20 protein-coding genes are annotated in these 22095 nt (G+C 38.3%); 12 read left to right on the top strand and 8 right to left on the bottom strand.

Annotated elements, in window-relative coordinates; translation table 11 throughout:
• Window positions 1-7: 7 nt before the first annotated feature.
• Window positions 8-2299 (top strand): Crp/Fnr family transcriptional regulator, encoded by a 2292-nt coding sequence (locus tag JJN12_RS08470; RefSeq protein ID WP_208429271.1) that lies wholly within the window; start codon window positions 8-10, stop codon window positions 2297-2299.
• 55 nt (window positions 2300-2354) lie between these two features.
• On the opposite strand, the gene JJN12_RS08465 is transcribed toward JJN12_RS08470, so the two are convergent.
• From JJN12_RS08465 to relB, 3 genes are all read right to left on the bottom strand, one after another.
• Window positions 2355-3911, bottom strand: a complete 1557-nt coding sequence (locus JJN12_RS08465; protein ID WP_208429270.1) for an ABC-F family ATP-binding cassette domain-containing protein — start codon at window positions 3909-3911, stop codon at window positions 2355-2357.
• A 65-nt stretch (window positions 3912-3976) separates the two neighbouring features.
• Window positions 3977-4240, bottom strand: a complete 264-nt coding sequence (locus JJN12_RS08460) for a type II toxin-antitoxin system RelE family toxin (protein WP_208429269.1) — start codon at window positions 4238-4240, stop codon at window positions 3977-3979.
• Complete coding sequence (gene relB / locus JJN12_RS08455) at window positions 4237-4461, bottom strand: type II toxin-antitoxin system RelB family antitoxin (protein WP_208429268.1); 225 nt, start codon at window positions 4459-4461, stop codon at window positions 4237-4239. Before relB ends, JJN12_RS08460 begins: the two co-directional genes overlap by 4 nt.
• Window positions 4462-4625: 164 nt before the next feature.
• Between relB and JJN12_RS08450 the strand changes: the two genes are divergently transcribed.
• Window positions 4626-5126, top strand: coding sequence for a DUF6106 family protein (locus JJN12_RS08450; RefSeq protein ID WP_208429267.1), 501 nt, complete (start codon window positions 4626-4628; stop codon window positions 5124-5126).
• On the opposite strand, the gene JJN12_RS08445 is transcribed toward JJN12_RS08450, so the two are convergent.
• Window positions 5113-6042: a LysR family transcriptional regulator gene (locus JJN12_RS08445; protein WP_236013744.1), complete on the bottom strand. Its 930-nt coding sequence runs from the start codon at window positions 6040-6042 to the stop codon at window positions 5113-5115. The two genes, JJN12_RS08450 and JJN12_RS08445, sit on opposite strands and share 14 nt — an antisense overlap.
• A gap of 131 nt (window positions 6043-6173) precedes the next feature.
• Here JJN12_RS08445 and leuC point away from each other — a divergent pair, with 131 nt between their 5' ends.
• From leuC to JJN12_RS08415, 7 genes are all read left to right on the top strand, one after another.
• On the top strand, window positions 6174-7439 hold the full coding sequence (gene leuC, locus JJN12_RS08440) for a 3-isopropylmalate dehydratase large subunit (RefSeq protein ID WP_208429266.1): 1266 nt from the start codon (window positions 6174-6176) through the stop codon (window positions 7437-7439).
• Window positions 7440-7447: 8 nt separating this feature from the next.
• The gene (leuD, locus tag JJN12_RS08435) at window positions 7448-7936 is read left to right on the top strand and encodes a 3-isopropylmalate dehydratase small subunit (protein ID WP_208429265.1); all 489 of its coding nucleotides are present in this window, start codon (window positions 7448-7450) and stop codon (window positions 7934-7936) included.
• 324 nt (window positions 7937-8260) lie between these two features.
• A complete protein-coding gene (locus tag JJN12_RS08430) occupies window positions 8261-11353 on the top strand; it encodes an InlB B-repeat-containing protein (RefSeq protein WP_208429264.1) in 3093 nt (1030 codons plus the stop codon).
• A 171-nt stretch (window positions 11354-11524) separates the two neighbouring features.
• Window positions 11525-12136 carry an ABC transporter ATP-binding protein gene (locus JJN12_RS08425; protein ID WP_236013742.1) on the top strand — a complete coding sequence of 204 codons (612 nt, stop codon included), beginning with the start codon at window positions 11525-11527 and terminating at the stop codon, window positions 12134-12136.
• Window positions 12137-12159: 23 nt separating this feature from the next.
• Window positions 12160-12360, top strand: a complete 201-nt coding sequence (locus tag JJN12_RS14195) for a hypothetical protein (RefSeq protein ID WP_236013740.1) — start codon at window positions 12160-12162, stop codon at window positions 12358-12360.
• Window positions 12347-13060, top strand: a complete 714-nt coding sequence (locus JJN12_RS08420; RefSeq protein ID WP_208429263.1) for an ABC transporter permease — start codon at window positions 12347-12349, stop codon at window positions 13058-13060. Before JJN12_RS14195 ends, JJN12_RS08420 begins: the two co-directional genes overlap by 14 nt.
• A gap of 165 nt (window positions 13061-13225) precedes the next feature.
• On the top strand, window positions 13226-14110 hold the full coding sequence (locus JJN12_RS08415) for a PD-(D/E)XK nuclease family transposase (protein ID WP_208429262.1): 885 nt from the start codon (window positions 13226-13228) through the stop codon (window positions 14108-14110).
• Window positions 14111-14360: 250 nt separating this feature from the next.
• On the opposite strand, the gene JJN12_RS08410 is transcribed toward JJN12_RS08415, so the two are convergent.
• Both JJN12_RS08410 and JJN12_RS08405 read right to left on the bottom strand, forming a co-directional pair.
• Complete coding sequence (locus JJN12_RS08410) at window positions 14361-14786, bottom strand: hypothetical protein (protein WP_208429261.1); 426 nt, start codon at window positions 14784-14786, stop codon at window positions 14361-14363.
• A 431-nt stretch (window positions 14787-15217) separates the two neighbouring features.
• A complete protein-coding gene (locus tag JJN12_RS08405) occupies window positions 15218-15457 on the bottom strand; it encodes a helix-turn-helix domain-containing protein (protein ID WP_208429260.1) in 240 nt (79 codons plus the stop codon).
• A gap of 670 nt (window positions 15458-16127) precedes the next feature.
• Here JJN12_RS08405 and JJN12_RS08400 point away from each other — a divergent pair.
• Together JJN12_RS08400 and JJN12_RS08395 are read left to right on the top strand one after the other, a co-directional pair.
• Complete coding sequence (locus JJN12_RS08400; protein ID WP_208429259.1) at window positions 16128-17981, top strand: DNA-directed RNA polymerase subunit alpha C-terminal domain-containing protein; 1854 nt, start codon at window positions 16128-16130, stop codon at window positions 17979-17981.
• Between the two features lie 122 nt (window positions 17982-18103).
• A complete protein-coding gene (locus JJN12_RS08395) occupies window positions 18104-19414 on the top strand; it encodes a transglutaminase domain-containing protein (protein ID WP_208429258.1) in 1311 nt (436 codons plus the stop codon).
• A 378-nt stretch (window positions 19415-19792) separates the two neighbouring features.
• Here JJN12_RS08395 and JJN12_RS08390 read toward each other — a convergent pair whose 3' ends face one another.
• Both JJN12_RS08390 and JJN12_RS08385 read right to left on the bottom strand, forming a co-directional pair.
• Window positions 19793-20602 carry an IS30 family transposase gene (locus JJN12_RS08390; RefSeq protein WP_328706816.1) on the bottom strand — a complete coding sequence of 270 codons (810 nt, stop codon included), beginning with the start codon at window positions 20600-20602 and terminating at the stop codon, window positions 19793-19795.
• An 8-nt stretch (window positions 20603-20610) separates the two neighbouring features.
• Window positions 20611-21069: a helix-turn-helix domain-containing protein gene (locus JJN12_RS08385; protein ID WP_208429257.1), complete on the bottom strand. Its 459-nt coding sequence runs from the start codon at window positions 21067-21069 to the stop codon at window positions 20611-20613.
• A 627-nt stretch (window positions 21070-21696) separates the two neighbouring features.
• Here JJN12_RS08385 and JJN12_RS08380 point away from each other — a divergent pair.
• Window positions 21697-22020, top strand: a complete 324-nt coding sequence (locus tag JJN12_RS08380; protein WP_208429256.1) for a helix-turn-helix transcriptional regulator — start codon at window positions 21697-21699, stop codon at window positions 22018-22020.
• Window positions 22021-22095: the final 75 nt, after the last annotated feature.

Genomic DNA, 22095 nt, shown 5'->3' with positions numbered 1-22095 from the left:
AGAAGATATGTCAGAACTTATTGTTAAAGCTGGGGAGACTCTGTTAAGTGCCGGGCAGTCATTTGATAAGCTTTGTATTATGAAGTCCGGTAAGATAAGGGTTTGCTGTGAGGGTGGAAGCTATGAGCTTGGCACGGGGGATGTGGTTGGTATATGCGAAGTGCTCTCGGAAGTGCATATACTATCATACATTGTCGTGGAGGATACAAGCTTTTTTACTTATCCGGTCACGGGTATAGAATCTATAGATTTATTGATTAATTCCAATCCTGATATTGCAAGGATATGTATTCGTTCCTGCTTCAGGCAGATAACAAGAATCATACATTCCTACAGGACTGAGCAGGTAAGGTGCAATACTATCTATGACAACTTAACTGCCTGCTATAATCTCTACCTGCACCTTGCTGAAAAGGCAGGTGTAAAGCTTGAGCCTAACAAGGGAATAGAGCAGCTTGAGGCGTATTATAATATTGAGGATATTGATTATTGGCTGATGGGGTATTATGAAGGCCTTAATAAGATATATGCAGGGAGAAACTTCAAGGCTCTTATAGCTGAGCCGGATGTATCTATAGGAATGATTAAAAAAGGCTGCATTGATGTTAGGAAAGCAGTTCATCTGATAAGCGAAAGGCATCAGTTTATAAGAAAATGCTTAAGGAGCTTTTTTATTGAAAAAGAAGGAGGGCTCTTCTATAAGCTTTTGGAAGTGTATAAGAAGATTTCTTCAGATGTATTTATTAAAAACAGCTTATTAAACAAGATGACTATTATGATAAGTGAGTCAGGCAAGGTCACGCTTAATGCCAATGATGAGCTTGCTATAAAGATAAAAGAGTGCACTGATTCATTCAAAGCCATAAAGCTTGATAATTCTCTTACGGTAGCAATGGAAAAGGAAAATGAAGAAGGTGATTTGATAGAAAAGTTCTATGAGTCACTCGACACCATACTGGACTTTGCTGAGATAGTAGGACCTGAGAGAAGATTTTTTAGGATTAATATAAATAAACTAAAAAAACTAAAGGACAAAAACGCTATAGATGATGAGACTACTGCGCTTAAAAGAGAGATAACAGCTGAGTTTTATCAGATATATTCAGAGGTTTTCTTTAAGAGCCTTAAGAAAGAATTAACTCCCGTAATAAGGATGTTTCTTTACTTTGGATACATTGACGAGATACTTGCGGGAGAAGAGTATACTAAGGCTTTGTACAAGTTCTCTGAAGAGCTTAAGGAAAACGACCCTGCTGTAACCGGAGTATATACCTTCTATGACTGGCTCTTAGCTGTATATAGGGGGGAGAAGAAGCCTTGCCGTAACGAGCTTGAGGTGGATTTCTCTGACTATGTAAGGACACTTAAGTCAACCAAGAAGGTCACCAATTCCGAGGCAGAAAAGCTGATGGAGGACGGAGAAGCTAAGGTATGCTACGAGCTTGACAATATATTTAGGACTGCAAACAAGATAACCTGTGGACGCGTATCCACCTTCTGTCCGGTATTTTATGAAGACAATATCTTAAAAGAGCTGGAAAGCTGCTTGGTAAAGCCGGGTATTATAAGAAAAAATATAAATGCCATTAAGAGCGTGGACTTTTCAGCATTTTATAGGGAAACTCTGCCTATCGGTGACGGTGACCTTATGGCAAAGGAGCATATCCACGTAGAAAAGCTTCCTGACTTCATCCTTATGCCTAATGCAGGAGTAAGAGGTATAATGTGGCAGGAGATAGAAGGAAAGGTAAGAACTACACCTAGCAGGATGTTTATATCTATACTGCATATGGATGACCTTCTAAGTACCATGATCAAGATGACCGGTGAGTTCCGATGGGAGATCTGTAAGAGAGTGCAGGGAGGACGCTGGAACGATGTAACCGATCCTTCGCTTACCAGCTTGTACTGTGATTATATACAGTTTTACCGTAAAAACAGCAACCTGACTCCTGGTGCCAAGGAGAAGATAAAGATTTCACTTCAGCGTTGCCGCAACAGCTTCAAGGATATGTTTGTTCAGGATTACCTCACCTACATCCTATATGAAGGCAAAGGCTCTCCAAGGCTTAACAAGGTTGCAAGACGGATACTCTTTGAATTCTGTCCTCCTGATGAGGAAGGAATAAGGATGCTTGCCAATAATCCAACATATATGGAGCTTGTCAAACAGTGGGAAATTAAGAGAGAGCAAAAGCTGCAAAAATATGAACATCTTGAAAGAAGGCTGCTTAAGGAAACAGGAAGTATACCTTTAAGCCTAAAGATGGAGATTGACTTTGTAAAAGGAAAACAATAAGTAACAGCCGCCTTGTAAATATATATACAAGGCGGCTGTTTTTTATAAGATTATATTACAGCAATTTGGTTGTCCACTGGGACAAATCCCATACATCACTTGCAAGCCCTTCATAGAATTCAGGCTCGTGGCAAACCATTATTATACTTCCCTTATAGGCTATGAGAGCTCTTTTTAGTTCATCCTTGGCATCTACATCCAGGTGGTTGGTAGGCTCGTCAAGTACGAGGATATTGCTTTTTCTGTTAATCAGCTTGCAAAGCCTTACCTTAGCCTGTTCTCCACCGCTTAATACCTTAACCATACTTTCTATGTGTTTGGTGGTAAGGCCGCATTTACTTAAGGCACTTCTAACTTCGTACTGGCTAAAGCCCGGGAACTCTTCCCAGATTTCATTGATACAGGTGTTATTGCCGTTTCCACTCATTTCCTGCTCAAAATACCCAAGCTCCTGTGAATCACCAAGCCTTACCTCTCCCGAAAGAGGCGGAATTAGTCCCATAATGCTCTTAAGCAGGGTGGTCTTTCCTATTCCGTTAGCACCTTCAATAACGACCTTCTGACCTCTCTCCATATAGAGGTTCATAGGCTTACTTAGAGGGCTGTCATAGCCTATCACAAGGTCTTTTGCTTCAAGAATAACCTTGCCGCTGATACCTGCTTCAAGGAAGTTAAATACAGGCTTTGGTTTCTCCCCGGCAAGCTCTATTATATCCATCTTATCAAGCTTTTTCTGCCTTGACATAGCCATGTTTCTGGTGGATACCCTCGCCTTATTTCTTGCCACAAAGTCTTTAAGGTCGGCGATTTCCTTCTGCTGTTTATTGTAGGCAGCTTCCTGTTGAGCTTTCTGCATCTCATAGACTTCAAGGAAGTTGTTGTAGTCACCAACATAACGCTTTAATTCCTGGTTGTTCATGTGGTAGATGATGTTGATTACGCTGTTTAAGAAAGGAATATCATGGCTTATCAGGATGAAAGCATTTTCATATTCCTGTAAATATCTGGTAAGCCAGGCTATATGCTCCCTGTCGAGGTAGTTGGTAGGCTCATCAAGAAGAAGAATATCAGGCTTTTCAAGTAGGAGCTTAGCAAGAAGAACCTTGGTACGCTGGCCTCCTGAAAGCTCTGTCACATCATTGTCAAGTCCTATATCGCTAAGTCCAAGAGCTGCAGCCACTTCCTCCACTTTTGAGTCTATCATATAGAAGTCGTGCATGGTAAGTAAGTCCTGAATGGTGCCGGTTTCTTCCATTAGTTTATTAAGGCTGTCTTCATCGGCTTCACCCATTTCAAGATAGGCAGCGTTTAGCCTTTTTTCAAGGTCAAAAAGATAGTCAAAGGCAGACTTTAAGACGCTTCTTATCGTCATTCCCTTGGTGAGAACAGCGTGCTGGTCCATATAGCCTACATGGCAGTTTTTAGCCCATTCAATCTTACCCTCGTCAGGCATCTGCTTGCCTGTAATTATATTCATAAAGGTAGACTTACCTTCGCCGTTGGCACCAACAAGTCCTATGTGTTCTCCTGCCAAAAGGCGGAAGGATACATCGTTAAATATCGCTCTGTCGCCAAATCCATGTGTCAAATGTTCTACATTTAATATACTCATAATCTAACCTTTCAAATATTAGTCTAATACTATACTTTATGCCCCCATTGATTGTGTTTCCATTCTTAATAAATACGACTTCTATGACCGACTTCAACAAGTACTAGAATCAATTCATTATCTCGAATATCTGCCAAAATGCGATAATCTCCTACTCGGTATCTCCATTGTCCGCTTTTATTCGCTGTAAGTCCTTTTCCGTGCAGGCGAGGATTCTCGCATCCCATAAGGTTTTTCTCAATCCAAGCCTTAATTATCTTTTGTGTTTGTTTATCCAGTTTTTTGAATGATTTATCGAATTTATCGGTTGTAACAATCTGATAAATCATAAGTCAAGCTCTTTCCAAAGCTCGTTTATTGGTCTTGTTTTTAATCTTCCTGCTTGCTTTTTAGCTTCATACTCTTCAAACACTTTCAAATCGTACTCGTCCTCAATTTTTTCAAGCATTGTAATTCTAATAATTTCGGACAATGTGGTATTGTTATGTTTTGCATAGGATTTAAAGATGTTCAATTCTTTTTCTGGAACTCTCAAACTAATTGTAGACATATTTATTCTCCTTTTTTTATATGTAATACAATTGTATTATGATAGTCGTAAAAAGTCAAGAACCAGCAAAACAAAACTAATAACAGCCTATTTGCAAGCCATAAACAATGTGGTATAATATGAGCACTTGGTAAACTTAATTATATTGAATAGGAGAAGGAAGTATGAACGATCAGTATTTGGAAGAGGGCATTAAGTGCCTCGACACAGGCAAAAATAAAGCTATAAGGGCGGGCTTGATAGCCGGAGTGGTATGTAGCTTTATTTTAGTTTTAATCAATCCTGCACTTATAATAACCCCTATTGTGGCTATAGCAATCACGGTGTTTATATTTTCAAGGCTTAAGATTGAATATGAATACATATATGCGGATGGACAGATTGATTTTGACAGAATCAGCGGTAATGCAAGGAGAAAGACCTTGATGAGGGTGGATATTGAAAATGCTGAGGTTATAGCTCCCACCAATTCGGATTCTATAAAGGCATATAACCACAATGACAGAATAAAGGTCAAGGATTTTAGCTCGTATGATAGCAATGTAAGTACATATTCAATGATAGTAAGTAAAAATGGAGAGCTCTATAAGATAATCTTTGAGCCCTCCGAAAGAATGATTAAAAGTATGAAGTACAAGCAGCCAAGAAAGGTTAAGGAGTACTAATCTTTCTGCAAAAACTAATAAAGGCTTCAAGGGCGTCATTAGCCGTATATTCTCTGAGATAGGTAAATCCTATCTCTCTTTTTTGTATTGGGAGAGAAAGAGGTATGGTGGTTAAACTGCCTTCTTTAAGCTCCTTCTTTACAAAGTCTGTTATTACGCAGGCTATTCCAAGACCTATTTTGGCAAATTCTATGAGAAGGTCCATACTGCTGACTTCTAGGATATGCCCTGTAAGCATCTGTCCGGTAGATAGCTCATTGCCCCTTATATACTCATCTATGTAACGCCTGGATACATTGTGCTGGTCAAGTAGCATAAGATTAGCGTATTCAAATGGATTGGAGGCAGCCTCAGGATGCCTTTTTTTGAGATTCTTTAGATAATCGTGAGTGGCTACAAAGCCATCTTCAACCATCCCTATAGGTGCAAATACAAGGTTTTCAAGCCTCCCGCTTTCGCCGACAAGCCCTATATCCACCTTGTGATTCTGTATGAGGTTAAGTGTCTGATAGGTAGATTGGCAGCTTATTGATATTTTGACATGAGGGTGTAACTTGATAAACTTCTCAAGATAAGGCATGAGTACATACTTACAAAGGGTAGTGGAAACACCTATTTTAAGGCTTCCCGTACCCAGCTTTTTGTTTTTCTTAATCGTATCCTCTGCCTGTTTTAGGTGCTTAAAGGCAGCATTTGTCTGCTCGTACAGCATTTTGCCTGAGTCAGTAAGGGTAACTCCCCTTGAGCTTCTTACAAAGAGCTTTGTCTCTAAGTTTTGCTCAAGCCTTGTAACAGCCTTGCTTATAGCAGGCTGGCTTATGTAGAGCTCTTTCGCTGCGTGGGAGATATTCCCCGCCTCTGCAACTGTATTAAATATATGATAAAGTGATAGATTCTGCTCCATGTTATTTTCCATAGCTGTCTCCTTTTTGATGCTTATATCATTGCATAACCACATTTCATAGCAATTATGTTTATTATGTATTTTTATTATACTATATGTCTTGCTATAATACAAGAATACTTATAACCAGAAAGGGGTATATTATGGGAATGACAATGACTCAGAAGATTCTCGCTGACCATGCAGGACTTCCTAAGGTGCAGGCAGGAGAACTCATAGAAGTAGGGCTTGACATGGTGCTTGGCAATGATGTAACTGCACCTGTTGCCATCAAAGAATTGTCAAAATTTAAGGATAATAAGGTATTTGACAAGGATAAGATAGCCCTCGTTCCGGATCATTTTACTCCTAATAAGGATATAAAATCGGCAGAAAACTGCAAATGTATGCGTGATTATGCCATAAGCCATGATATAACCAACTACTTTGAAGTAGGCTGTATGGGCATAGAGCATGCCCTTCTTCCTGAACAGGGAGTGGTTACAGCGGGAGACTGCATTATAGGTGCAGACTCACATACCTGTACTTACGGGGCTTTGGGAGCCTTCTCCACAGGTGTCGGAAGTACTGATATGGCGGCAGGCATGGTTACAGGCAAAGCCTGGTTTAAGGTGCCTTCAGCCATAAAGTTCGTGCTTACAGGTAAGATGAAGAAGTGGGTTAGCGGGAAGGATGTCATACTTCACATTATAGGAAAGATAGGAGTGGACGGTGCTCTTTACAAATCTATGGAATTTAGCGGAGACGGAGTGAAGAACCTGACCATGGACGATAGATTTACCATAGCTAATATGGCGATAGAAGCGGGTGCAAAGAATGGCATCTTCCCTGTGGATGAGATTACCCTAGAGTATATAAAGGAGCATTCCACAAAGCCATACAAGGTATATGAGGCTGATGTGGATGCGCTCTATGATGAGGTCATTGAAATAAATCTCGCTGAACTTGAGCCTACTATTGCATTTCCACACCTCCCTGAGAATACAAGGACTATAGGTGAAACTGGGGAAGTTAAGATAGACCAGGTAGTCATCGGTTCTTGTACCAACGGCAGGATATCAGATATAAGGGTGGCTGCTGAGGTAATGAAGGATAAAAAGGTGGCACCGGGGGTAAGAGCAATTGTCATCCCTGCTACCCAAGAGGTCTACCTTACGGCACTTAAAGAGGGACTGATTACTACCTTTGTACAGGCAGGCTGTATCGTAAGTACCCCTACCTGCGGACCATGTCTTGGAGGACATATGGGAGTGCTTGCAGCAGGTGAGCGCGCAGTATCTACAACCAATAGAAACTTTGTAGGCCGTATGGGACATACTGAAAGTGAGGTCTACCTTGCAAGCCCTGCAGTGGCTGCTGCAAGTGCCATTACAGGTAAAATAAGTTCGCCTGAAGAACTGGGATTATAGGAGGGATTATGGAAGCAAGAGGATATGTTCATAAATATGGTAATGACGTAGATACAGATGTAATCATTCCGGCAAGATACCTAAATACCTCAGACCCAGCCGAGCTTGCGGCAAAATGTATGATAGACATAGATGCAGACTTTGTAAACAAGGTGAAGCCGGGAGATATAATGGTAGCAGGAGATAACTTTGGCTGCGGCTCTTCCAGGGAACATGCACCTATAGCCATCAAGGCATCAGGTATAGCCTGTGTGGTAGCAAAGACATTTGCAAGGATATTCTACAGGAATGCGATAAATATAGGTCTTCCAATCATTGAATGTGCGGAGGCCGCAGAGGCTATCAATAACGGTGATGAGGTGGAGATAGACTTTGACACAGGTATAATCAAAGACCTTACCACAGGAGAGAGCTTTATAGGTCAGGCTTTTCCGGACTTTATAAAGAAGATAATAAAGCAGGGTGGTTTGATAAACTATATAAATGCTGAAAAGTAATAAGCTTTTGGTACAAGTATAAGTGAGATGTTATGAATGAAGTGTTTTATGAATACTTGGTCTAGCCTTGTTAAGTGATTAAGAGAATAAGTGTGCTTAAGGTAAAAAAAATATATTATACGTATTATAATTTAATGGACTTATGCCGATATAAGGTGTAAGTCCTGTTTTTGTTTGTAAAGAATTCTTATAAACTTCACAATAAACAAAATACAGTACAGAATTATGAAAGAGCTAATTAAAATGCTAAAACAATATAAGAAGCATTTTAATATAATATAACTCCGTAACCTGTTAATTTTACTAAAAGAGTGGAGAAAAACTATGAAATCTGTAAAGCTTACCTTTGGAAGTCTTGTCCTTGTTGCAATGTTAGTTGTTAGCCTAGTTAGCAGTGGTTTTTCGCAGACTGTACTGGCTGGTAATATAACAATTAAAGCCACATCCAATATGGACCATGCGGAAGTATACAGTGTAATAACAAGGCTGAAGTCTGATGGTGGACTTGAGGTATTATCCCAAGGGCCTGTCACAAACGGTGCAGAACTTAGTGCTACTATAGATTCTTCCGAAAAAGTATGCTTTATATTTTTTGGTAAACCCGAAAAGGGATACCTTATCACCGGTGCTGGTACAGGTGGAAAAGGCAACATGTCACATATATCAGAGTTAAGGGATCCTGCAAAGCTAGGCAGAACAGAAGCGAAGGTTCCTGAAGAGATACTACAGAAAATGGAGCAGGAAGGTTATCTCATAGCTTGGGGATATACAAGAGGTAACGGGCAAGGTAATGGAAAGATTAATGATAGTGTAGATGGATTTAAGCCTTCAGTTATCTCAAGCATACGTAATACCTCGGGAGAAATTGAACCAGGAAAGCCTATTACTATGGAAATAGTGATAAGGCCTGATAAGGCATTCCGTCGTGCAGATGACCAGCGTAAATACTGGACATCTATTCCTGAAGGTGAGGCCACTGTAACGATTGATGGTAAAAAGGTTTTACCTGTTACGGGGATAACAAAGGAAAATGAAAACTTATATAAGGGAACTATATCATTTGTTCTTGGAGATGAGGATGCCAGTGTAAATACTCACACAGCAGTTGTCAATGCAAATGTTCATTATACAGCTGAACTTGCCTTGTCAAAAGCAGGCAGTGCATACTCAGGCGAACCTGTTAAGACTACAACAGTAGTAGAAGCACCTCCTGCTACAGTTAGCTTCAGCCTTATAAGCGGCCCTTCACGAAAACTTATGTATGACCTTAATTATGAAGGTGCTGAGACTATAGAGCCTAAGTATTACGACAGTGGGACAAGTGTGACTGTAAGACCTAACATCTATGTGCGCCCTGGCTATGAGTTTGGTGGTTGGGATACCTTAGACTCACAGGGTAATGCAGTAAACCGTAAGCCTTCTGATACCTTCATTATGCCTGACAGGGTAACAGGCACCAAGCTTATCGCTAGATGGAGACCTTATCTTACAGTAGACTGTGCTAACGGAAGTGCAGTGTATAGCGTTCCTTATGAGGTAGGAAGTCTGGCTACCCCTATCAGACCTTTGAAGAAAGACTATTATTTCTCAGGTTGGAAAGTAGACAATGGGAAACAATACGGTGTAAGCGAAGACATCATTATGCCTGATAAACCGCTTAAAATAACTGCTACTTGGTACAACACCATATCAAGTATAATTAAGCCTGTAGCGAATACTCCGGTTGTACCTGATGAGAAAGCAGAAGATAAGCCTGCAAAAAAGACTGTGGCTGATAACAACACAGAGAAAAAGCCTTCACAGGGCAAGAAGAGCGAGTCAGAGAGTAAGGAAGAGAAAAAATCAGAGAAAAAGTCAGAGAAGAAGCCGGAAAGCAAGGCAGGAAATAAGAAATCTTCAAGCAGCAAGCCTGAAACTAAGAAGACCTCTGAAAGTAAGACTGAGAAAAAGAAGGCTTCAGAAAGTAAAGTCGAGAATAAAAAGTCCTCAGAGAGTAAGTCAGAGAAGAAGTCTACGGAGAGCAAGGCTGAAAATAAGAAGACTTCAGAGAGCAAGTCAGAGAAGAAGTCTACAGAGAGCAAGCCTGAAAATAAGAAGACTTCAGAGAGTAAGTCAGAAAAGAAGCCTACGGAGAGCAAGCCTGAAACTAAGAAGACTTCAGAGAAGAAGTCTACGGAGAGTAAGACTGAAAATAAGAAGTCTTCAGAGAGCAAGTCAGAGAAGAAGTCTACGGAGAGAAAGCCTGAAAATAAGAAGTCTACAGAGAGTAAGTCGGAAAAGAAGCCTACAGAGAGTAAGACTCCAGAAAACAAGAACGAGAATAAGAAGTCTCAAGAAGGGAAGGCAGATACCGGTAAGAAAGATATTGGCAAGACGAATGAGACAGGTAATGGTGCTGATGGTACAAAGGAAGGCACAATAGATTCCGGTTCAGATGGCAAAAAGGACGTATCTCCTGATGAAACAGCTGAAAGTCCTGAGAACAAAGAAAATACAGATGAGATAACTGAGGAAATAAAAGAAGAAGTGACTGATAAGGACGAGGCAGAGAAAGAAGAGACAGAAAAGAAAGAGACAGAAAAAAAAGACACTCAGAAAGATACAAAGAAGAATGAAGCTTCTGACAAAGAGGAGGATACGAAGAACTCAGATTCCAAATCAGCTAAGAAAGAAAGCTCTAAAAAGGAATCTGGTAAAGAAGCTAACAAGGATTTCGATAAGAAAGAAAGCTCTGGCAAGGATTCCGGTAAGGAATCTAGTAAAGAATCCGGTAAGAAAGAAAGCACTGAAAAGGCATCTGATAAGAAAGACGGAGATTCTACAGAGTCCGGTAAAAAGGACAATTCTTCTGCTGAATCTGGTAACAAAGCTTCTTCCTCAAATGACTCAGGCAAAAAAGGAAGCTCTACCCCTGAGTCAGGTAAAAGAGGCGGTTCATATACAGAATCTGGCAATAATGGCGGATTAGCTTCACAGTCTGTAAAGGAAAATGTATCTGTAAGTGCATCAGGAAAGGGTGGAGCAGGAATAATTGATCCAAATACAGGACTACCAAGAGACTTTGTAAATGGAGCTGCTTCAAGAAGTGAAATAAACAAAACACGTGCATTTGGCGTGGGTCAAGACCAGGGCTTTGAGATTCTGTTATATGATGAACAGGGTGTTCCGCTTTACGGTAATAAAGCAGGTGTCTTGATTTACCGCGGTAAAGTACTTAAGAACAGTAACATACTTAAGAACGGTAAAATACTTAAGAATGGTAAGTTGCTTGTGGATGGGAAAGTATTCACAATTGCTGCAAAGACTCTCCCAGTAACCGGAGGTAGAGTAAATGTAGAATTCTGGTTAGGCTTATCCATACTCTCTGCACTTGGCGCATATATGCTGTCAGAAGCCAAAAGAAAGAAAGTTAAATAAGGTATCAAAACTTCATAAAATAGACCATTAGGGTTTACATTTTTCTAACTTTTTTTGTAAACCTTAGTGGTCTATTATTATTTTGGAGAACATGTTACAATATGAAACAGTTTTAATGTTATAAACAGCTGTTTTACGATAATGAAATCCCAATAATAAAGGAGTTAATAAATGCTAAAAATAACTAATTTACGAAAATCATTCAGGGACAAGTCTGTTCTAAAAGATGTATCCTTTGAAGTGAATTCAGGAGAAATAGTTTGCCTTTTAGGAAATAATGGTGCGGGGAAGACGACTATTATAAATTGTATATTAAAAATGATACGACCGGATTCAGGAGAGATAATGCTTGATGATAAGAAAATATATAAATGTAAAAATAGTGAATATTTCAATCATGTAAGCGCCCTGCTTGAATCCAGCTCCAATGTGTATGATTACTTAACAGGAGTGCAGAACATAGAGTATTTTGCAGGATTGTCTAGAATAGATAGTAAAAGCCCTGAGATAGAAAAATACATAGATGATTTTGAATTAAGAGAAGCCATTAATAAGCCTGTTGGAGAATATTCAAGGGGAATGCAGCAGAAGCTAGCTCTTATTATTGCTCTTATGCAGTCACCAAAGCTATTACTCTTAGACGAACCAACATTGGGGCTTGATATAAAGAGTAAGAATGCCGTTATAGATAAGTTAAACCAATTGGTAAATGAAAAGAAAATGGCAGTAATACTTACCACACATCAGATGGAAGTAGTACAGAAGCTAATGGCAGAGTTTTGATACTAAAAGATGGAAGCGTCAAAGTGTTTTCAGACATAATAGAAGAGGAAGTTTCAGGATATATAGTATCTTATGTTAAAGATGGTAAGATAGTAGAAGAATTCGTTGAAGGAAATTTCTCGGAAGTTTATGATAGCTTTCAAGATGAAGATATAGTAGAGATAGTTAAGAAAAAGAAAAATATGGAAGAAAAAGTTATGGAGGCATTAGATGAATCTAATTAAAGCAGAATTTAGAAAGACCCTTACTGAGGCGATAAGCTATTATCCGGATTATATAGTAGGGCTCATTACGGATTTTTTTGTACTGATTATTGTAATAAATACAGAAGGAAATACTACAGAAAAGGTATTTGGTTACATTCTCTGGATACTTGCAAGCGGTGTTATATCAGAGGCTTCTATGTGCATATCTACCGAAAAGCAGCTTGGAACTTTGCAGAATATTATGATAAAGCCTTATTCCATAGCACAAATAGTTACAGTCAAAACTATAGTGTGGTTTAGTATAAATGTGATAAAGGCCATCATAACAATGGTTGTAGCAATGATATTTTTTGGTATTGATAATTTATTCAGGCTGGAGTATCTATACATAGTAATTCTTGTTTGCATAGGAATCATGGGATTATCGTATGTACTTGCTTCTGTAACGCTTATGTTCACCAAGGTTGCTTCATTTGTAAATATCATAAGTTATGGATTTTTGTTTTTATCAGGAAGTATAGTTAAAATACCTGATTTCCTTGTGTATACTAATCCAATATCATATGGGGTAAAATATGCATCAGTGATATTGAAAAATGGTATATGGGTTATGGATACAGTTATATTCCTTATAATATGCGGAAGTTGGCTGCTTGTGGGATATTTGATTTTTAGATTTATGTTTAATAGATGTAAACAGTTTAAGTGGACGTATTAAATGCTCTGGAAATAGATAAGCTTAATATTGCTTAATCAGTTGTGCAGACCTACAATTTTACCTATCTTCCAAATTCCCATCAAATAGTGTATAATAATTATAGTTTGTTTAATATTGATTCTGCATTTATTGGGACAAATCATTATCTGAAATTGGAGGTGTGGTTTGAAGCCCAAACACAAGAATGTAATTAATGTAGAGAGGCTAAAAGAAATTTTAGCTGACCTGACACTGTTTGATGATATTTTTATGTCACAGGTATTTGATAATAATATACCTGCTGCCAATCTGTTACTTAGAGTTATTCTTGGTAAAAAAGATATAAAAGTAATATCAGTAACAGGACAGAAAGAGTTTAGCAATCCCTTGATAGGCGGAAGAAATCTAAAGCTTGATATTCTTGCAGAAGATAGTGAAGGGAAACACTATAATGTGGAGGTACAAAGAAGTACAGCCGGTGCAGATGAACGCAGAGCAAGGTTTCACAGCAGTATGTTAGATGTAAGGATGTTAAAATCAGGACAGAAGTTTAAGAAATTGGCAGATTCTTATGTGATTTTTATTACAGAAAAAGATTATTTTGGAGAAAATTTGCCAATCTACACCATTGATAGAATGGTAAAGGAGACAAAGAAAGACTTTTATGATGGCTCACATATATATTATGTGAACGGGGCTTATCAGGGAGAAGATGAAGTTGGAAAACTTATGCATGACTTTAGAGAAAAGAAAGTAGAGAATATGTACAATAAGGAACTTGCAGACAGTGTGCGACATTTTAAAAAGAAGGGAGATGGAAAAGTTATGAGTTCAAAATGGGATGAATTTGTTAAGGATATGCAGAAAGAAGCGGTCAAAGAAGCAATGGAGAAGGCAGAGAGGAAACTGGAGAAAGAGAAAAAAGAAGCTTCATTACTTGCTACAGTAACTTCCGGTATTGCTTATGGAGTGGAAAAGGAGCAGATTATTGAAAGGCTTTGCAAGGAATTTAAACTTACAAATAGTGCAGCGGAGAAAAAGTATGAAAAATACGCAGTAAAGATGGCATAGATTCTTTTGGAGGCTAGATTTCCAAGGTAAGTGCAACACTTTGTAAAAATAGCAAAAGCAACACTTTTCCTAGATAAAATGATAAAATTATATCAATAAAATCAGACTGAATTTAATCGGATTTGGTCTGGTTTTATTGTTTTGACAGAAAAAAGGGTATAGCAAACAAGCCTGAGAGTGTATCTTTCAGGTTAAATGCAACGGTTTTTAGTGTTGCGTTTACTTCGAAGGGTATTTACTTTATCTCTGGTTAGTGTTTTAATAGTTTCGGAGTTAAATTCATATCACTTTCGTTTATCCTTTTAAGCTTTAGTTTTGTAAAGAACTCCGCCGGCAGTGCGTTCATAGCTATTTCAAATGGACTTTTACCAAACAAAGACTTTCGTACATAGCTGTTTATATGGTTCGTGACCAATAGCGTGTCCTTGTTGGTAAGTCTGCTAAAAGACGTCCCTTTCGGAAGGATAGTCCTTATAAGCTTATGGTTATTTTCGCACTGTCCTTTTTGATCAGAGCGGTTCGGTTCGCAAAAGAAGATGTTTGTGCGCTTTCCGCCGTATATGGATTTCTCAATGCCATCTATATTTGAGAATTCATTCCCATTATCGGTTAGTATCAGAGGGAAGCACATAGCAAACAGCTCTTTTCCCAGTTTTTTCTCTAAACTGTCAAACAAGTCTGTAACACATTTTGAGGTATGCTCCTTGAGCCTGAATATTAGCTGCATGTGGAATTGAGTAAAGTGCAGTCTATTATTCCGGCATACATTTCGCCTGCCATAACCAGCCTTCTTAAGGTAGATTCGCTTATGTTTAGCTCATCCCCATTGTTCTTAGCTATATGGTAAAGAGACTGCCCTTTTTTTATACGTGGGGAGATTATGCTGTTTATCCTTGTCATATCCTCGAGGGTAAGGTCAAAGCCGTTGCGGGATTGTATAAGGGTATCACAGTATTCTGCCTTGGCTTTTTTAGCATCATAGAAATGTTTTTCAAGTCGGCAGTATCCTCTTTTTGTACAGCCGTTACATAGTTTTACCTTGGAACCATTCCAGTGTTCACAGCTTCTTTTGCTGTAATGCTCACAGTATTTTTTAGCAAGATGGCATTAGCGGCATTTCTTATTACAGTCTTTAGAACCGCAGATGTGTTTGACATTACATCCGGTATAATCGTTGCAGTCGCAGGTGTCAGGGATTTTGATGAGTGAATGCATGCCTATCTCCCTTGAAATGGTAGAAGGGGATTTCTCAAGGAAATCAGCAATACTTCTGATTGAGAAGCCCTGTGAGAGCAGGGTTTCGATTTTGATGCGTTCAGCATTAGTAAGATGTTTCTTCTTGTTCATAGGAACTCCTTTTGTTAGTATGATTTTAGTTACCTATGAATAAAAGCACACACCAAGAATAAAAACAAGGGTCTAAATGAAGAATACAAAGGTATTTCAGGCTAAATGCAACATCACCTTCAAAGTAAAAGCAACGGCACCTTTCAATGTAAGTGCAACATTATTTTCAAAGTAAAAGCAACGATATTTTTCAATGTAAATGCAACAGGGGTATCTGTCAAAGTAGGTGCAACACCATGTTGCATTTAAGTTGAAAAACTACAAAAATAACAAGACACAAACAAAATAATTTTTTGCTATTGACATTTTTCGGAATCGATGGTATCATTGGTTCATAACAACTGAATATTGATTTTATGAACTGATATTTTATTAAAAAAGAAGATTAATCCCCAGGGGTTAGTCTGTTATTTTTTTAGTGAAGTATCGTTTTTTTTTGTTTGCGGGAAATTCATTCAAAAGCCCCGTGAACAAAACTCTCCGAAGGACGTGGACTTTTGTGACAGGGAAGCTTTGCTTACTGTACCTTGACAACTGAATACGCAAATGTACCCAAACTGATGCCGGGGAAGCCAGGCGATGATATGAGCGGGCCAAGGTAGTGATAGGGTATAGATTGTGGGAGCAATCTGTGAAACAGTTAATCAAAACACGAAAGCGAGAGTGGATTATGGATAATAATATAAAATCAATATTTACAAGATTTAACAATATATTTTCTTTATCTATCAAATTACTTGAACAGGATGATATCTCATCCTACGTTAATGAGACCTGTGTAAAATTCAATGGTTTAGCCAATATCCTTGCACTTGGAGAATATATTGGTTGGGAATTTAACCTCGGTTCATTTGAAGGTAGCACATTTTCTAGTGGTGATATCGGAACCACTGCTGAAGATTTTTACTGGGTTTTTAATCAGTGTGCAGATATAGGAAATACAAGCTTGAATATGGACTCTAATTTGTTTCAGAGCGGAAGAAAGATATATGCACTTTATATTGTAAGTGATGAAAAGGAGAAGATACTCCCTACATATGATGATGAGATGTTTCAATTCAGTATGCACGAAGGTATGCCTCATGATACAAGAATTGCATTGATAAGGAATTTGACTGATATTATGAGGGAAACAGAGACTGTTGTTCGTATTGTTGGAGTTGGTAGTAAAACTGTGGAAAGACAGGGGATGATTTTTCTAAGCCTGCCTAAGAATATTTCTTTGAGAATGTGCGCCATGATAAAACTTATTTTCCCATATGTAGAAGTAAGAGAAGTAAATGAAAATCTTGAAGAAATGCCTTATCTGCCTAAGGACAATTTCAATGAGCTTATGAAAGAGTTTTTATCTGCGCTTATTTATCACCTGATAAGAGAAGAGCAACAAAAAGCAAATAATGAGCAAGATGAAGGTGAAGGGGAAAATGGAACTGTGTGTGCTGAAGAAGAAGTTAAAACTACGAAAGAAAGGGACTCAATTGGATTATCCACCCCTTTAGAAAAGCTGGAATTGAGTGTTCGTGCATACAATGTTCTTAGGCGTGAAGGAGTAGAGACCTATGGAGAGCTCAAAGATTTAAATGATGACGACTTTGTCAAAATGCGTAATTTAGGGGTAAAATGTATAGCAGAAATAAAACATAAGTTGAGAGAGTTAAAAAAAGATTACAAGGTAAATATTTTAAGTGAAACAAACTATATGGGAAAGCTTGATGAACTGATAGGCTTGACTGAGGTTAAGGCTCAGGTAAAGAAGATAGCAGCGTTTGCAAAGATGAAGAAGGAGCTATCAGAGAATGGGAATATTTCTGCAGTATTTAATATGACATTTACAGGGAATCCGGGCACAGCCAAGACAACAGTTGCAAGGATAATAGCAGGTATATTTTATGAATTAGGTTTGATCAGGAATAATGGTTTGATAGAAGTAGGACGTGCAGACCTTGTGGCTTCATATGAGGGACAAACAGCGGGTAAGGTTAAGGATGTATTTAACAGGGCAGCAGGAAGCGTTTTGTTTATAGATGAGGCATATTCCCTTGTTTCATGCTTTAATGGGGGTTTTGGCGATGAGGCAATCAACACCATTGTACAGGAGATGGAGAATAACAGGGAGGATACTATTGTTATTTTTGCAGGCTATCCGGATGAAATGAAGAAATTTTTTGACAGGAATCCAGGCCTTAGCTCCAGAGTGCCTTTCAGCATTGCTTTTAATGATTACTCAGAAAGTGAATTGATGGAAATAGTTAAAATGGAAGCAGGGAAGAGGGGATTTGAAGTAGATGAGGCAGCAGAAGAAAAATTATACTCTCTCTGCACTTTGGCAGCAGGAAATCTTGAGATGGGAAATGGACGATTCTGTAGAAATCTGGTTGAAGATGCAGTATTAAATTATGCAATGAGAGTCTATGCGGATGAGGAAAGTGGGGAAGAGAAGAACTGTAAGTTAATAGCTGATGATTTTGAGTTTAAGGCTGTTGAAGTGAAGAAGAAGGGGGTGATAGGCTTTGTGACGGACTAGAATCAGTCCCCCTTGGTTACCGTGAGCGTAGAGTTCGGTAACAGCGACCGAAGACTGCTTAAGATGTTCGGGGTACCGCCAACGGCTGAAATTATAGTTAAACTGAAAGGAAGGTAATAGGTATGAGTATGAAGAATAATCTAAAAAAAGTTATCTTTAGTCTGCTTTTCTCATTTGCTTTAGTAGCAGTAATAAGTGGCAATGTTGAGTGTGTCAATGCAGGAACCAAGGCATATGCTAAGCGTACTTATAAGAAGAAGACGGTGGTACTGAAGAGCAAAAAGGCTGTTAGTAAGAAGATAACTAAAGGTTTAGCTAAGTTTGATAAGAAAATTACATTTTGCTTTTCTAAGAAGTTATTTAAGAATAACATGGATTTTTGGAATACTCTCCATAGTAATACTGAGTACAAAGACCTATATGGAAGGATTGAGTGTTCAATGAGCTGGTATAATTTATATGGTTATGACAGAATAGATTTGTTTGTTAAGTACAAGACAACCAAGTCTAAGTTCAAGAAGTTTAAGTCGGGGATAATACGCACTGAGAAAGAATTTATAGACAGGATGGTAAAGAATGCGAAGGATTTAAAACGGTCGTTCTCTATAAGTGTAAGTAAAAAGGTGGCAGATATAATGAATGTAGAAGCTTCAAGGAGGTTGTTTAATAAGCTGTATGATGAAGTCGAATTTATGGATATGGTTTCAAAAGGATATACTACTACCTCTATGAACTATGGAACTTACTGGACTTTGACAGTAAAAAATAATTATGATATTACTAAATCAGATGTAAAGAACTTGGATAAATTCGTAAAGGCCTGGGTAGCAGAAAACTTAAGTACTGGCATGACTGATGCAGAGAAGGTTAAGAAGATATTTGAGTATATGACAATGGAGTACGCCTACAGCTATGGAGACAAAGGAGAAGACTGGTACTATACAGGAGATAATAATAGAAATGCTAAATTGGGTAAGTACGATGTTCATACCTCTTTTGCACTTGTGTTTAAGCAGGCAGGAGTTTGTTCAGGTTATTCAAGACTATTCTATAGATTTGCAAAAGAAGCAAGATTGGAGGTTATATATATTGTTGGAAAGACAGCTATAGAAAACTCAGCTGGACACGCTTGGAATATGGTGAAGGTAGATGGTAACTGGTACCATATAGATGTGACTTGGGGAAGAGGCAAGTACAACAATTCGAATGATGTCTTTATAGACTGGAACTACTTTCTTAAGGGTGATAGTACCATGGGAGATGAAGAACATATACATGTTTGGGATAGAGATAAGTACCCTGCCGCAGCAGCTGACTATGTAGAACCTGATGAAATGGAGGATTATGATGGAACTGATGATGAGTCGGATGAAGAAACAACTGATGAAATTCCTATACCTGACTATATAGGCACTGATGTAATAAATTTCTAGTAAACTAAATCAACATAACAAATATTAAACTTGCGCTCTCTTATTTTGATAGACAACTTCTGTCAGATAGGAGGGAGTAGGTTTTTGTGTTTTCAAGCTCTTTCGAGTTTATAAGGTTATATAACCCTAGGCTTCTGGAAGTCTTGTAAATAGGGACTTTCAGAGGGCGTTTTTCAATACCTCCTCGAAAAAAGCTGTTTTAAATGTGAATAAATTATGAACAAACTTTTTTGGGAATTGAAAGACCTCTCTGAAATGGCTTTAATAAGCCAAAATTAAGGGGTAGGTAGTTTTGCAATACCTAAGGGGTTTTTAAGAGTTAAAATAGGTTTCCCGACTACCCCTACTCACTTTGAAGGGTATTTACTTTATCTCTGGTTAGTGTTTTAATAGTTTTGGAGTTAAATTCACATCACTTTCGTTTATCCTTTTAAGCTTTAGTTTTGTAAAGAACTCCGCAGGCAGTGCGTTCATAGCTGTTTCAAATGGACTTTTACCAAACAAAGACTTTCGTACATAGCTGTTTATATGGTTCGTGACCAATAGCGTGTCCTTGTTGGTAAGTCTGCTAAAAGACGTCCCTTTCGGAAGGATAGTCCTTATAAGCTTATGGTTATTTTCGCACTGTCCTTTTTGATCAGAGCGGTTCGGTTCGCAAAAGAAGATGTTTGTGCGCTTTCCGCCGTATATTGATTTTTCCATTCCATCTATATTTGAGAATTCATTCCCATTATCGGTTAGTATCAGAGGGAAGCACATAGCAAACAGCTCTTTTCCCAGTTTTTTCTCTAAACTGTCAAACAAGTCTGTAACACATTTTGAGGTATGCTCCTTGAGCCTGAATATTAGCTGCATGTGGAATTGAGTAAAGTGCAGTGTCAGCAGTACCCTTGAATCTTCTTTTTTGCCTACAACACAATCCATCTGTACTACAGGCACGTCGTTTTCTGAAAAATATTTTTTAAAGTCGGAATACAGGTGCCCTGTTTTTTTGGGATTTTTTAGCTTTGGTACAATTCTAACCTTTCGTTTTCTCCGTTTTACAGCCTGTGGCAGGTCTATTATTCCGGCATCCATTTCGCCTGCCATAACCAGCCTTCTTAAGGTAGATTCGCTTATGTTTAGCTCATCCTCATTGTTTTTAGCTATATGGTAAAGAGACTGTCCTTTTTTTATACGTGGGGAGATTATGCTGTTTATCCTTGTAATATCCTTGAGGGTAAGGCAAAGCCGTTGCGGGATTGTATAAGGGTATCACAGTATTCTGCCCGGGCTTTTTTAGCATCATAGAAATGTTTTTCAAGGCGGCAGTACCCTCTTTTTGTACAGCCGTTACATAGTTTTATCTTGGAAACATTCCAGTGTTCACAGCTTCTTTTGCTGTAATGCTCACAGTATTTTTTAGCAAGATGGCATGAGCGGCATTTCTTATTACAGTCTTTAGACTGGCAGATGTGTTTGACATTACATCCGGTATAATCGTTGCAGTCACAGGTGTTAGGGAGTTTGATGAGTGAATGCCTGCCTATCTCCCTTGAAATGGTAGAAGGGGATTTCTCAAGGAAATCAGCAATACTTCTGATTGAAAAGCCCTGTGAGAGCAGGGTTTCGATTTTGATGCGTTCAGCATTAGTAAGATGTTTCTTCTTGTTCATAGGAACTCCTTTTGTTAGTATGATTTTAGTTACCTATGAATAAAAGCACACAGCAAGAATAAAAACCAGGGTCTAAATGAAGAATATAAAGGTATTTCAGGCTAAATGCAACATCACTTTCAAAGTAAAAGCAATGGAACCTTTCAATGTAAGTGCAACATTATTTTCAAAGTAAAAGCAACAGGGGTATCTGTCAAAGTAGGTGCAACACCATGTTGTATTTAATTTGAAAAACTACATTCAAAAAGATTTTAAATGATTAACATTTTGTCATATTGACAAATTATTTGTCATCTGCTATAATGTATTCATCACTTCGTAGAGTAATGCACTCTACGAAAAATCCACATCATGAAGGAGGAACAATCATGGTTTACAAAGAAGGTCATAGTTCGTATGGACATTGCTGGATTGAGGGTGATGGTGTAACATTTTACGTTTATGTGATGGATGGCAGATCCCAATATGGTCCGTTTTCATCGCTTTCCGATGCAATCAGTGAGTATAATCGCTATTGTTCTTAATCAGCGTGTCTGAAGGACAGAGAACAGAAACTGTGTTCTCTGTCCTGTAGTGATTAAAAAGATGGGTTAAAATAATGATACTCTGCAGAAGGAGACATATATTTTGGTAAGAGATAAATGGTTTATATCCGCTGATTACAAAACGGCCAGTACGTCCATTCTTTATGATAATCTTGCTTCGCTTCGTGCAAGAATTGGAATTACGCAGGAGGAACTGGCAAATGTGATAGGAGTTTCCAGGCAGACTTATTATGCAATAGAAACTGGCACCAGAAAAATGACTTGGGTGATATATCTGACCTTAGTATTCTTTTTCAATAGTGTTGAGGAAACATCGGAAATGCTGAAAGAGTTGCGGATATTTCCTATTGATTTGGTTGTTCGATTTAATGAACAGCTTGAAGATGTTGAACCTTTGGATGTTTGAAATTGTTTAAAAAAGGGAACGTTTCGGTAAGATGGCGTGTCGCTTTTGGATTGACATACGATTAAACTGTTGCAC

This window comes from Catonella massiliensis (assembly GCF_016651435.1).
Taxonomy (GTDB): domain Bacteria; phylum Bacillota; class Clostridia; order Lachnospirales; family Lachnospiraceae; genus Catonella; species Catonella massiliensis.
The sequence above is the reverse complement of the archived record's forward strand: the minus strand, read 5'-3'. Positions and strand labels throughout refer to the sequence as shown.